The following is a 13,030-nucleotide window of genomic DNA, read 5'->3' as shown; positions in this document are numbered from 1 at the left end:
CAACTTAGAGCCTTTCAAAAACATAGGAAACACTAAGTTTGAAGATTGAATTTTTTAAACCCCGTTATGAACGAATTTCTAACATTTTTAGGCAACATACCCTGGTGGTGCTGGCTTATACTTGTGCTTGTAATCATTGGTATTCGCGATGTATTTTTCAACAAAAAACACATTATCACGCATAACTTTCCTGTGGTAGGACATATTCGCTATATGTTAGAAAGTATTGGCCCAGAATTGCGTCAATATATCGTTGCAAATAACCGCGAAGAACTTCCGTTTAATCGAATTGAGCGTGGCTGGATTTATGCTTCCGCTAAAAATCAGAATAACTATGAAGGTTTTGGTACCGATCAAAATATCTATGAAGCCAATTACATCTTTATAAATAATGCGATGATGGGATTTAAAGTTCCTGCAGAACATCCCAATGCTAAAAACCCATATTTTCTCCCGTGCGCAAAAGTGATGGGAGCCTACAATAAACGCCGTAAACCGTATAGACCGGCTTCTGCAATTAACGTATCTGCTATGAGTTTTGGTTCGCTTTCTGCACGTGCTATCGAATCGCTCAATAAAGGTTGCAAATTGGCGCACGCGTACCATAACTGTGGCGAGGGTGGTTTGTCCCCTTATCATAAACAAGGTGCAGATGTAATCTTTCAAGTAGGTACCGGATATTTTGGGGTACGAGATGAGAACGGGAGTTTTTCGATGGAAAAAATGATTGCTTTAGTCGAAGCTAATCCTGAAATCAAAGCGATTGAAGTTAAATTGTCACAAGGAGCAAAACCGGGTAAAGGTGGCGTGCTCCCTGCTTCAAAAATAACAAAGGAAATTTCTGAAATACGTCACGTACCTATGGGTAAAGATGTGATTTCTCCTGCGACCCACACGGCTTTTGATGGCGTAGAAGGACTATTGGAATTTGTAGAACAAATTGCTGAAGCTACCGGACTTCCCGTTGGTATTAAAGCCGCAATAGGTAAACTACAAGATTGGGAAAAACTAGCCCAATTGATGGTTAAAACCAATAAAGGACCAGATTTTATTCAGGTTGACGGTGGTGAAGGTGGTACTGGAGCGGCTCCTCCTAGCTTTGCTGATCACGTATCTTTACCTTGGGTTTATGCTTTTAGTGATTTATATAAAATCTTTAAAAAACACCACCTCACAGAACGTATTGTTTTTATAGGTAGTGGTAAGTTAGGCTTACCGGCAAAAGGCGCGATGGCTTTTGCAATGGGAGCTGACGTAATCAACGTAGCTCGTGAAGCGATGCTTTCTATAGGTTGTATTCAGGCCAAAGCATGTCACAATAACACCTGCCCAAGTGGCGTTGCTACTCAAAACAAATGGTTGCAAGCCGGTATTGATGTTGAAGATAAAGCGGTGCGTACCAATTTTTACTTTAAAAACTTTAGAAAAGAATTACTCGAAATCACACACGCCTGCGGTTATGAGCATCCGTGCCAGTTAACTACAGAAGATGTTGATCTAACTCTAGGCGATAAAAACTTAAGTCAGACTTTAGCGGCTTGTTTCAGTTACCATAAAGTAGCTGTACCTTTTGATGGTATGTCATCCTTATTGAACTGTGAACATTTGGGTGGAGAATACGATAAAGAAACCGTTAAGCGTGAAAACAGTAAAATAAAACAATTTGAAGACGCTGTAAGATACTAAATTATGAATATGGATGCTATTTTAGATATTTTAATTTCGGTAGGACCAGCAATAGTTGTTGCTTTACTCGCCTATTATTTCTTTGATTCCTTTATGAAAAATGAAGAAAACAGAAGACGCTTCTTACTTCATAAACAAAATCAAAAAGACACGTTGGCTTTACGGTTACAAGCTTATGAGCGTCTTACACTTTTTTTAGAGCGTATAAGTCCCAACCAACTTCTAATTCGAGTAAAGCCATCATCTGATGATAAAAAATCTTACGTAGATTTGTTGATTGCAACCATAGAGCAAGAGTTTGAACACAATCTCACCCAACAGATTTATATTTCAAATGAGTGCTGGAGTGTGATCAAGTCATCAAAAAACACCCTGATCCAGCAACTAAGAAAAGGAGTTGCCAATACTGAGTTGAATTCGGCTCATGACCTTAGAGCGTACATTTTAACAAATTTTGATGAGTCTCATAATCCTACTTTACTAGGTTTAGATTATCTTAAGACAGAGGTTCAGGAATTATTTGATTAAAACCAAGCATATGCGTAACATTTTACTTTTTATAGTCGGTATTTTTCTACTCATCTCTTGTGACGAAGAAAAGCCTATGAGCTCTATTGATCCCATAAACTGGGAAAAAAGACGCGCAGAAATACCTGTAAATGACTCGCTGCAACTAGCTAAAACCTACTTGGGTATTTATTCTGAAATCTATAGTACTTCTGAGCATCTTACACACGACTTGACCGTTACTGTAAGTCTTAGAAATACCAGCGAAACCGATCCTATTTTACTTACCAAAGGAGCGTATTATGACACCAGCGGAAAACCAATACGCACCTATTTTGATTTCCCGATAACGCTTAAACCCCTGGAGACTGTAGAAATAATTATTGAAGAAGGAGACAAAACCGGTGGTACAGGAGGAAATTTCATTTTTGACTGGTTAGATGACTCTGAAGTTACAGACCCTATTTTTGAAGGGATTATGATTTCTACGCGTGGCACACAAGGCTTGTCTTTTACTTCTATAGGTAAGCGCATTAAATAAGCTATTATAAATCCCGTTTAACCCCCATATGGTATGAACCTCACTATTGAGAACATCGTCCTCGTTGGCTCTGTTTTACTATTAATAAGTATTGTAGTAGGTAAAACCTCTTATAAATTTGGTGTTCCTACCCTATTGTTATTCTTAGGTATTGGGATGCTCGCCGGCTCTGATGGTATTGGAGGAATTAAATTTGACGATCCACAAATCGCCCAATTTATTGGAATTGTTTCGCTCAACTTTATTCTATTTTCCGGAGGTTTAGATACGAATTGGTCGTCGGTAAAACCCATTCTTAGAGAAGGGCTTGCACTTTCTACTATGGGCGTTTTGCTTACGGCAGTCACCCTAGGTTGCTTCGTTTATTATGTGACCGATTTTACAATCTACGAAAGCCTTTTACTAGGTTCTATTGTTTCTTCAACAGATGCGGCTGCGGTTTTTTCTATCCTTCGTTCTAAAAGTCTTGCTTTAAAAACCAACCTACGGCCAACGCTAGAGCTAGAAAGTGGTAGTAATGATCCCATGGCTTACGTGCTTACCATAGCCTTTTTAACACTCGTAATCAATCAAGATAAAGGTTTAGCTTCTGTTATACCGATGCTACTAACCCAAATGATTGTAGGTGGTGTTGCAGGTTTCATTTTTGGAAAATTGAGTAAACTCACCATTAATAAAATTCAACTAGGCTTTGAAGGACTCTACCCGGTTCTCGTCATTGCATTGATGTTTATCACCTTTTCAGCTACAGAATTTATAGGAGGAAATGGATTTCTAGCCATTTACATTTGTGCCGTTTATCTGGGGAATCAAGACTTAATTCACAAACAGACTATCCTCAAAATGTTTGACGGTCTTGCCTGGTTGATGCAGATTGTTTTGTTCTTAACCCTTGGTTTACTAGTTTTCCCGACTCAGGTTGTTCCGTTTATAGGCATTGGTCTTTTGATCTCTTTATTTCTGATTTTTATTGCCAGACCCGTTGGGGTTTTTATAAGTCTAGCCTTTTTTAAGATGAAAATGCGACGTCGCTTTTACATCTCGTGGGTAGGTTTAAGAGGTGCTGTGCCAATTGTATTTGCAACTTATCCGCTACTGGCTGGTATTGAAAAAGCACATATAATATTTAATATTGTGTTCTTCATTTCGCTTACTTCAGTTTTAATTCAAGGTACAACACTTTCTATAGTTGCAAAATGGCTAAAAGTAGGCTTACCGGAAGCAGCTAAACCCAAAGATATGGCCGGTATGATTTCTGAAATACCCAAAACAGCTATGAAAGAAATTGTGATCACACCGCATTGCAACGCTATTGATAAGAAAATCGTTGAACTGGGTTTTCCTAAAAATGCTATCATTGCAATGATTAAGAGAAACGAAAAGTTTCTTACTCCAAAAGGCTCTACTGTAATTCATGACGGCGATACACTAGTTGTACTTTCTGAAGATGAAGAAGGTCTGGATGATGTTGTGCGCTGTCTCAATACCTAAATGGGATTCACAATTTCTCTTTATTTAAATTGAAGTCACGCAACCAAATCAAACATAAAGCATCTTTTGAAAAAATCTACTATGAAAATTAAAACCTTATTTTTAATATTTTCGGCTTTTATTGTGTTCAGCTGTGATTCTGTTTCAAAAACTCCTGAAGAAGAATCTGAAGAATGCACTAAAATTGGGATTGCATATATTTCTGAAGTCTCAGGAGAGCAAGCAATTGAGGCTGGAAGCACGCTTGACTTGACAATTTCGTTTCCGGTTATGAACGGCTGTGGTCAATTCAATGAATTTAAAGAAACTGTATCCGGCAAGACTATTACCATCGAAGTTGAAGCTATTTACGAAGGCTGTATCTGCACCATGGATATTCCAATCCGCACTACCACGTATGCTTTTAACCCGTCAGAAAAAGGAAATTACACCTTGAAGTTTAAAAGTTCTGAAACTGACTATATAGAAAAAAACATCACGGTTAATTAAACCTGAATTATTCAGTCTCTGAAATTTCACGGAGTTTATTATCCTGTGCTTGTTTTGCTTTAGCAGCTGCGTAATCCCAACCTTGCTGCCACCAGTTTGACATTAATTTTTTATTGAATATCAGACTGTTCTCAGTGAGTTTAGAAGGTGTATAGTAAAGATTTAATGGTACCTCTTTATTTATTGCTGCAAGTTTACCCACAATCACATCATGGTATTCTACCTGATCCATCAGAAAGCCAAATAGGTTTACCATCAAAGAAAACGGGTTTTTACCCAGCACTTTGTTGTACTCCATATTTTCTGACTCCAAAATAATGGCGTCAACTTCTGTGGCACCGCGGCGTATTGCTTCCCGAATAGGGACAATACACCCAAAACCGCCGTCTGCATACTCAAAACCATTCTTTTTTACCAGACTCATAAACGGCACATAATTACAACTGATCCATACCCACTCACAAAAATCATCGTAGTCCCAATTCTTGATCGATTTGTACTCTACGGTATTTTTGGTAAGGTTAGATACTGTCACAACCACATCTGCAGTCTGATGCTTTATAGTTTCAAACTCTGCTTTAGATAGGTTTTTCCTGATATTCTTGAGCAGATTTTTACTTTCACCAAACGTACGTTTACGTCTTATAAATTGCCAAACCGTGTTCCAGTAATTGATAGATACATACTCCCGGTTTCCTTTCTTTTTTATATTGAAAGGATTCACGTTAAAAATGGTATTCTGGTTTACTTGCGTATAAACTTCGTATGCCCGTTGTATATTGTTATTTGCTAATTGAGATATCAAAAGACTTCCGGTAGATGTACCTAAAAACAGGTCATATTTATGACCTTGTTCTTGCATAAGGTGTTGCGCTACACCACCGGCATAAGCTCCTTTACTTCCTCCTCCCGAAATTACTAATGCCCGCATCAGCTTAATTTTTCTGCTAAAAAGGTTTTTTGTTTTTCGTCTTTGATATTGAGCTTTTCCAGCTCCTTGCGATAATTTTCATTCTTGAGTACTTCATCTAAAATCTGCTTACATGTTTGTGCAAATCGCCAATTGTGATGAAAACACGCTTCTACTAAATTCTCTAAACTCTTGGGCTCAAAAAGCTGAAGCTGGTACAATTTTGTAAACGCCTGCTCGCGGGTCTCAAAAGAATATCTATTCCCTGTAAAACGTGTCAAACGAAAAAACTGATCACGTATATAAGCTTCCTCATAATCAAGGGTAGAAATAGCAAGAGCCAGCCAGGCAATCTCTACATTATGATTAGCAAACCCCTGAACACCTTTCATCTTATCTAAATAGTTATGACGATCTCCCGGAAATGAAGACCATAAATTCATTAATGCCAGTTCGCGAGTGATGTAAGAATCATCATTAAGCAACCGCTCATAATTGGTTTTCATTGAAGCCGGTACTTTGCGCACTGTTTGTGCAATCGCCTGTCGTACCCAAGGATTATTAGTATAAAAAGCACGCTCATAAATACGCCCGGCAGCTTCCGGAGAAACGTCTGCCAACTGGTAGATCGCTTCAGGGCCCGAGTATTTATCTGGTAATGCTAAAAGCTCAAATAATTTTTGTGACTTCTGCCCAAAAGAAAGCTTACGCAAACCAACCGTTCTTTTATATCGCTGAATCACCGGGTATTCTTCAAGCGTTGCAATAGCTTCTTCATATCTAAATTCTGGACTGTTCAACCAGTTTTCTTCAAAATCTAATAAATCCTGACCGCTGACTGCACGAGCTTCAATTAAGAAATCTTCAGTCTCTACATTGCTGAATTTATGTTTTTCTAAATAGTTTTTAACTGCTGTTCTAAACGCATCATCACCTATTTCTAATCGTAACATATGCAAAGCCCAGGCTCCTTTTTGATAAAATGTGAGTGAACTAGCATTAGCGTTGAGCAATGCCTCTCCGCTACCCTTATCTGTAAGTTCTTTGAGTTGCATGGCAGCTTGAAAAAGCTTCCACGCATAAATTTCTTTGCCCATTGCATCAGCTTCAGCTAATAACGCATAATACGTAGCAAACCCTTCCTGCAGCCAGTGATGTGTTCCTGAAGTTTCGGTCACATAATCACCAAACCATTGATGCGCGAGTTCGTGAGCATTTACATTTACATAATTACGATCTGTAAAACCACTGCGATCTACCATATATTGATCGCTAAAAACAGTCGCCGTTGTATTTTCCATACCGGCATATAAGAAGTCTTTTACAGGAACCTGCTTATAATTTGGCCAGGGATAAGCAACTCCTATCTCTTCCTCTAAAAAGTCAAACATATCATCACTATAGCGATAGGTGGTCATCACTTTAAGCGAATCTTCTGGATAATAATACAAATCAATAGGCACTCCAGATTCTGATCTGCGCTTTTGTTTGCGATAATCACCCAAAATAACCGCTACCAGATAACTAGACATTGGTTCTGACATCTCATAATGCCAGATGAATTTCTCGTCGCTTTCTTCTTTTTCTTTTAAAACTCCGTTTGCGATAACTTCCTGACCTGGATAAGCAATTACCGAAAGATCAAACTCGATCTTATCATTCATATCATCTATACTAGGCAACCAGTTTGAAGTGTATTTACCCTGTCCTTGTGTCCATATTTGCTGAAAACCACCATTATTTACAAAATAAAGTGCTTTGTTAGGCTTTGCGGTATACTTTAGTTTGAGATTATAAGTATTACCTGCCTCAAAACTCTGAGTAAAAATAATTCTACCTTCATCGGTATGTGTGCTAATCAATTTGCCGTTAAGTAGCGATTCATATTTAGTAATATTTTTTGCGTCGAGATATACAAAATCAGCATCGCTTTTCATTGTGAATTTAACCTCCATATCTCCGGTCACAGTGCCCTCGACAAAGTTAAAATCAAGCAGTACATATATGCGTTCAAAGTCTACCGTTTCGGTCTGTTGGGCGTATGTTGTGCTTATCAAAAATGCAGCGATAAGCGAAAAAATCAATCTCATAAAATCAAACTAATGAATAGGCTGCCAAATTAAGGATTTGATTTTAAAACCGCTTGTTTTAAACGTAGAGAAAACAAGAATAAAATAATAGGGTTTTATATCTTCGTTTTTTGATGCTATAATTCTTTCTAAATAATGCTAAAACGAGAACCCTTTTTTCTTATTTTTCTTGTGATCGTTACGGCTATCATACATTTTTTAGTATTCGGGATAGCTGGTTTTCAAATCGATAATGATATAGATATTAATATACATGACACCTACTTTATATTATCTGGTTTATATATGTTGCTAGGTATTTTCACGCTACTTCTTTTCCTGGGTTATGGAATTAAATTACTGATCTTTAAAAATTCAGGAGTAATCCCAGGCATACTTTTTATACTATCGTGTATTCTAATCCTTTTATTTTTGTCAGAATTGAATCCTGTTTTTAATTCGCAAAATTTAAATATTGAACCCCTCGGAAGCAATTCTGCCTTATTTAGAAACGATACTCTTATTAAAGTATTAAACAGTATGAGGTTGTTTATCCTGATCCTTTTACTGGTTGTTAGCCTTACCACGGGTAAAAAAATAGTACAGATTATAAAACGATGAGCAGCAGCAAACTTCAAACTCCAATAGATTACTTGAAAGGCGTAGGGCCTAACCGAGCAAATCTGCTGCGTTCAGAATTGGGTATCCACACCTATCAAGACCTACTAAATTTATTCCCCAACCGCTATATTGATAAAACGCAGTATTACAAGGTAACTCAGTTACAACCTACCAGTGCAGATGTGCAAATCATAGGTAAAGTCACACATCTTAAAACTGTTGGGGAAGGTCGCTCAAAAAGACTAGTCGCTACTTTTATAGATCAAACCGGGTCTATGGAACTGGTGTGGTTTAGAGGCTTGAAATGGATTCGAGAAGGATTAAAAATCAATGTACCTTATGTGGTTTTTGGAAAAGTGCAACGCTTTGGCAGCACCTACTCCATCGCGCATCCTGATATGGAATTGCTTGAGGAACATGAGAAAAGTATACGTGTTGCTATGCAACCGGTCTACCCTTCTACAGAAAAACTCAGCAATAAAGGCATCACAAACCGGGTGATGAATGGACTGATGCAAACACTATTTCAAGAAGTTCATAAGAGTATTGAAGAGTCACTTTCGCAAGACATACTAACCGCTTTAAAATTAATACCGAAGCGGGAAGCTTATCTTAACATTCATTTTCCCCAGAAACAACAAAAGTTAGGACTGGCGCAGTTTCGGTTAAAATTTGAAGAACTCTTTTACATTCAGTTACAATTACTGGTCAAAAACAAACTGCATAAGCAAAAAATTAAGGGATATCCGTTTGAAAATATAGGCGATAATTTCACCACTTTTTACAGTAAACACCTGCCTTTTAAATTAACCGGAGCTCAAAAACGCGTACTCAAAGAGATACGTAATGATCTGGGAAAACCGGCTCAGATGAACCGACTATTACAAGGTGATGTAGGTAGTGGGAAAACGATTGTCGCACTGATGACAATGCTTATCGCTCTGGATAATGGGTTTCAGGCTTGTTTGATGGCTCCCACTGAGATTCTAGCTATTCAGCATTTTCAAGGGATTAGTGATTTGTGCGAGCACTTGGATATCAAGATCGCATTACTTACCGGATCTTCTAAAACCAAAGAACGTCGTATCATTCACGAAAGTCTTGAAGACGGTTCATTAAATATTTTAATAGGCACGCATGCCCTGCTTGAGGATAAAGTTAAATTTAAAAATCTGGGCTTGGCGGTGATTGACGAGCAACACCGCTTTGGAGTTGCGCAGCGCAGCAAACTCTGGCATAAAAACGAGCTGCCGCCTCATATCTTGATCATGACCGCGACACCTATTCCACGTACTTTGGCGATGAGTGTTTACGGAGATCTGGATGTTTCGGTGATAGATGAGCTGCCACCGGGTAGAAAAGCAATCAAGACCGTGCATCGTTTTGACAATAACAGACTGAAAGTTTTTGGTTTTATCAGAGATGAAATCAAAAAAGGGAGACAGATCTATGTGGTTTATCCATTGATTCAGGAAAGTGAAGCTCTGGACTACAAAGACCTGATGGATGGTTATGAAAGCATCGCCAGAGAATTCCCAATGCCAGACTATCAAATTTCTATTGTTCACGGGCAGATGAAACCCGCCGATAAAGATTTTGAAATGAATCGCTTTGTGAATGGCGAAACCCAGATTATGGTTGCGACTACGGTAATTGAAGTTGGTGTCAATGTACCCAATGCTTCGGTGATGATTATTGAAAGTGCAGAACGTTTTGGGCTTTCTCAATTGCATCAATTACGCGGTCGTGTAGGTCGTGGTGCAGATCAGAGTTATTGTATTTTAATGACCGGCCATAAATTATCTGAAGATTCAAAAACGCGTTTACAAACTATGACCAACACAAATGACGGTTTTGAGATTGCAGAAGTGGATCTTAAATTGCGTGGTCCCGGGGATTTGATGGGAACTCAACAAAGCGGTGTACTCAATCTTAAAATTGCTGATATCGTTAAGGATAATGAGATTATGAAAATCGCCAGAAACTATGCTTCTGCTCTACTCAAAGACGATCCACAACTTGCAAAACCAGATAATCTTCCTATTAGAAAGACGTATGCAGCGGTAATGAAGTTTAAAAATATCTGGAATTACATCAGTTAACAAACCTTATAATTTCAGGATTATAACTTGATTATTAAAGCTTCTCTTTTTGTTCTAAAAAAGTATTCTTTCTGCAATTGATTAAACCCGACTTATTGAGTAAAAAAGCACGGTAAATGTTATATTTGCTCTTTCAAAAATAAAGGAATGCAAATAAGCTACAACTGGTTAAAGCAGTTTATAAATATTGATTGGGATGCCGAAAAAACCGGCAATTTATTGACAGACCTAGGTCTTGAAGTTGAAGGTATAGAAAACTTTCAGAGCGTAAAAGGCGGTCTAAAAGGTATTGTGGTAGGTCACGTGCTTACTTGTGTAAAACATCCTAACGCAGATCGTCTTAAACTCACTACAGTTGACCTTGGTGATGGCGAACCTGTACAAATTGTTTGTGGTGCAGCTAACGTAGATGCTGGTCAAAAAGTTCCTGTTGCAACTGTAGGCACGACACTTTATGATGACAAAGGAGAAGCCTGGAAAATAAAAAAAGGCAAGATACGTGGCGAGGTGAGTAACGGTATGATTTGCGCTGAAGATGAGTTAGGTCTTGGCGAAAGTCATGACGGAATTATGATTCTGAAAGACGACCTCAAGCCCGGAACTCCGTTGGCTGAAGTTTTTGAAGTTGAAGATGATATTATTTTCGAAATAGGCTTAACACCTAATCGCGCTGACGCGATGAGTCATATGGGTGCAGCTCGTGATTTACGCGCCGGGCTTATACAATCTGGTGTTACTCCAGAATTTATAACTCCTTCTACAAGTTCGTTTAGAATAGATAACCGCACTCAAAAAATAAGCGTAGAAGTACTCAACAATGAGCGTGCTCCAAGATACTGTGGTATAACACTTAGTGGTCTTACCATCAAAGAATCTCCGGCTTGGATACAAAACAGATTAAAAGCTATTGGGATTACACCAAAGAATAATGTTGTCGATATCACAAATTATGTTCTACATGAACTGGGGCAGCCTCTACACGCATTTGATCTGGCTAAAATTGCCGGAAAACAAGTGAATGTCAAAACGGTTGCTGCAGGTACCAAATTCACAACCCTAGATGGTATTGAACGTGAATTGCATGAAGAAGACCTTATGATTTGTGATGCTGAAAAACCAATGTGTATTGCAGGGGTTTTTGGAGGAGAAAATAGCGGTGTAACCAAAGGTACAACCTCTATATTTTTAGAAAGTGCATTTTTTGATCCCGTTAGTGTTAGAAAAACAGCTAAACGTCACGGTTTAAACACAGATGCTTCTTTTAGATTTGAGCGTGGTATAGATCCTAATTTAACAGAATACGCACTCATTAGAGCGGTTCTGCTCATACAGGAATGTGCAGGTGGTGAGGTCACGAGTGATGTAGTTGATATTTATCCTAAAAAGATTGAAGACCATCAAGTATTTTTAAGCTTTGATCGCGCAGAAAAATTGATTGGCGAAGCTATTCCTAAAGAAACTATTAAGTCTATACTTTCTTCTTTAGACATTAAAATAAATAACATTACCGAGTCTGGAATTGGAATGACCATACCGGCTTACCGCAATGACGTTACTCGCGAAGTAGATGTTGTAGAAGAAATTTTACGCGTTTACGGGTACAATAAAATTCAATTTAAATCAAAGCTGAATGCTTCAGTATCAGAAAGCAGCCGCTTTGCTGATCATAAAGTTCAGCAAATCACCGGAAGCCTTTTAGCTTCTTTGGGTTTCAATGAAATATCGAATAACTCACTGACTAGTCCGACCTATGCATCTCTGAACGATGCGTTTAAAGAAGATTATAACGTTAAAATACTTAATCCGTTGAGTACAGATCTTTCGGTAATGCGACAGTCTTTACTTTTTTCAGGATTAGAAGTAGTTGCCTTTAACAGCAACCGTCGTCAGCCTGATCTTAAACTTTTTGAATTCGGAAAAAGCTACCACAACTTTCCAGGGGGTCGTGAAGAACACAAGCATTTAACGCTTTTAATGAGCGGTAAGCAAAATTCAGAAAACTGGTTTCAAGCACAGCAGAATACTAGTTTTTTCAATTTAAAAGGAAGTGTTGAAGCTGTTTTAAGCCGTTTAGGCATTAACAATTGGACCGTAAAACCAGTAAAAGATGCTCAATTTTCTGAAGGATTGACCTATACCACTCAGAAAAAACCTATAGTAAATTTCGGACTCATACCTAAGACGATTCGCAGTCATTTTGATCTAGACCAAGAAGTTTTATTTGCAGACTTTAACTGGGATGCAATTTTAGATCTCGTAAAGCAAAACAAAATAAGCTTTACTCCTATTCCTAAGAATCCTGCGGTTCGTCGTGATTTTGCTTTACTTCTGGATAAAGAAATAAGTTTTGATCAGATCTATCAGGAAGCGTATAACGTAGAGAAAAAGCTCCTTAAAGATGTTGCTCTTTTTGATGTTTACGAAGGTAAAAACCTGCCGGAAGACAAAAAAAGTTACGCAGTGAGTTTCACGCTTCAGGACGAAAACAAAACGCTTACAGACAAAGAAATAGACAAAATAATGAATACGCTGCAAAAACAATTTGAGCAGCAACTTAACGCGGTTTTGCGCTAATACTTTAGCATTTACAGTATTGTGCGTTCGTGATCAATTG

9 protein-coding genes are annotated in these 13,030 nt (G+C 38.2%); 7 read left to right on the top strand and 2 right to left on the bottom strand.

The features are described from left to right. Positions 1-66 precede the first annotated feature (66 nt). The 5 genes from DSM02_RS00860 to DSM02_RS00840 all read left to right on the top strand — a co-directional run bounded on the left by DSM02_RS00860 (position 67) and on the right by DSM02_RS00840 (position 4,714). Positions 67-1,686, top strand: a complete 1,620-nt coding sequence (locus DSM02_RS00860; protein ID WP_128763872.1) for an FMN-binding glutamate synthase family protein — start codon at positions 67-69, stop codon at positions 1,684-1,686. 9 nt (positions 1,687-1,695) lie between these two features. Next, positions 1,696-2,214 (top strand): DUF7935 family protein, encoded by a 519-nt coding sequence (locus DSM02_RS00855; protein WP_128763871.1) that lies wholly within the window; start codon positions 1,696-1,698, stop codon positions 2,212-2,214. A 10-nt stretch (positions 2,215-2,224) separates the two neighbouring features. Continuing rightward, the gene (locus tag DSM02_RS00850) at positions 2,225-2,734 is read left to right on the top strand and encodes a DUF3124 domain-containing protein (protein ID WP_128763870.1); all 510 of its coding nucleotides are present in this window, start codon (positions 2,225-2,227) and stop codon (positions 2,732-2,734) included. Positions 2,735-2,767: 33 nt separating this feature from the next. Then, positions 2,768-4,225: a potassium/proton antiporter gene (locus DSM02_RS00845; RefSeq protein WP_128763869.1), complete on the top strand. Its 1,458-nt coding sequence runs from the start codon at positions 2,768-2,770 to the stop codon at positions 4,223-4,225. Positions 4,226-4,306: 81 nt separating this feature from the next. Next, positions 4,307-4,714, top strand: coding sequence for a hypothetical protein (locus DSM02_RS00840; RefSeq protein ID WP_128763868.1), 408 nt, complete (start codon positions 4,307-4,309; stop codon positions 4,712-4,714). 7 nt (positions 4,715-4,721) lie between these two features. On the opposite strand, the gene DSM02_RS00835 is transcribed toward DSM02_RS00840, so the two are convergent. Next, a complete protein-coding gene (locus DSM02_RS00835; protein ID WP_128763867.1) occupies positions 4,722-5,645 on the bottom strand; it encodes a patatin-like phospholipase family protein in 924 nt (307 codons plus the stop codon). After that, complete coding sequence (locus tag DSM02_RS00830) at positions 5,645-7,714, bottom strand: M1 family metallopeptidase (protein WP_128763866.1); 2,070 nt, start codon at positions 7,712-7,714, stop codon at positions 5,645-5,647. Before DSM02_RS00830 ends, DSM02_RS00835 begins: the two co-directional genes overlap by 1 nt. Before the next feature lie 596 nt (positions 7,715-8,310). Here DSM02_RS00830 and recG point away from each other — a divergent pair. Next, positions 8,311-10,416 (top strand): ATP-dependent DNA helicase RecG, encoded by a 2,106-nt coding sequence (gene recG, locus DSM02_RS00825; protein ID WP_128763865.1) that lies wholly within the window; start codon positions 8,311-8,313, stop codon positions 10,414-10,416. Positions 10,417-10,563: 147 nt separating this feature from the next. Beyond that, positions 10,564-12,990 (top strand): phenylalanine--tRNA ligase subunit beta, encoded by a 2,427-nt coding sequence (gene pheT, locus DSM02_RS00820; RefSeq protein ID WP_128763864.1) that lies wholly within the window; start codon positions 10,564-10,566, stop codon positions 12,988-12,990. Positions 12,991-13,030: the final 40 nt, after the last annotated feature.

Origin of the sequence: Leeuwenhoekiella polynyae (genome assembly GCF_004104075.1) — a bacterium.
In the GTDB taxonomy this organism is placed as follows: Bacteria; Bacteroidota; Bacteroidia; order Flavobacteriales; family Flavobacteriaceae; genus Leeuwenhoekiella; species Leeuwenhoekiella polynyae.
The sequence above is the reverse complement of the archived record's forward strand: the minus strand, read 5'-3'. Positions and strand labels throughout refer to the sequence as shown.

Excerpts from the sequence above, each read along its gene's own strand:
- DSM02_RS00840 (WP_128763868.1), top strand. The coding sequence starts at position 4,307 with ATGAAAATTAAAACCTTATTTTTAATATTTTCGGCTTTTATTGTGTTC.
- recG (WP_128763865.1), top strand. The coding sequence starts at position 8,311 with ATGAGCAGCAGCAAACTTCAAACTCCAATAGATTACTTGAAAGGCGTA.
- DSM02_RS00855 (WP_128763871.1), top strand. The coding sequence starts at position 1,696 with ATGGATGCTATTTTAGATATTTTAATTTCGGTAGGACCAGCAATAGTT.
- DSM02_RS00830 (WP_128763866.1), bottom strand. The coding sequence starts at position 7,714 with ATGAGATTGATTTTTTCGCTTATCGCTGCATTTTTGATAAGCACAACA.
- DSM02_RS00850 (WP_128763870.1), top strand. The coding sequence starts at position 2,225 with ATGCGTAACATTTTACTTTTTATAGTCGGTATTTTTCTACTCATCTCT.
- DSM02_RS00845 (WP_128763869.1), top strand. The coding sequence starts at position 2,768 with ATGAACCTCACTATTGAGAACATCGTCCTCGTTGGCTCTGTTTTACTA.
- DSM02_RS00835 (WP_128763867.1), bottom strand. The coding sequence starts at position 5,645 with ATGCGGGCATTAGTAATTTCGGGAGGAGGAAGTAAAGGAGCTTATGCC.
- DSM02_RS00860 (WP_128763872.1), top strand. The coding sequence starts at position 67 with ATGAACGAATTTCTAACATTTTTAGGCAACATACCCTGGTGGTGCTGG.
- pheT (WP_128763864.1), top strand. The coding sequence starts at position 10,564 with ATGCAAATAAGCTACAACTGGTTAAAGCAGTTTATAAATATTGATTGG.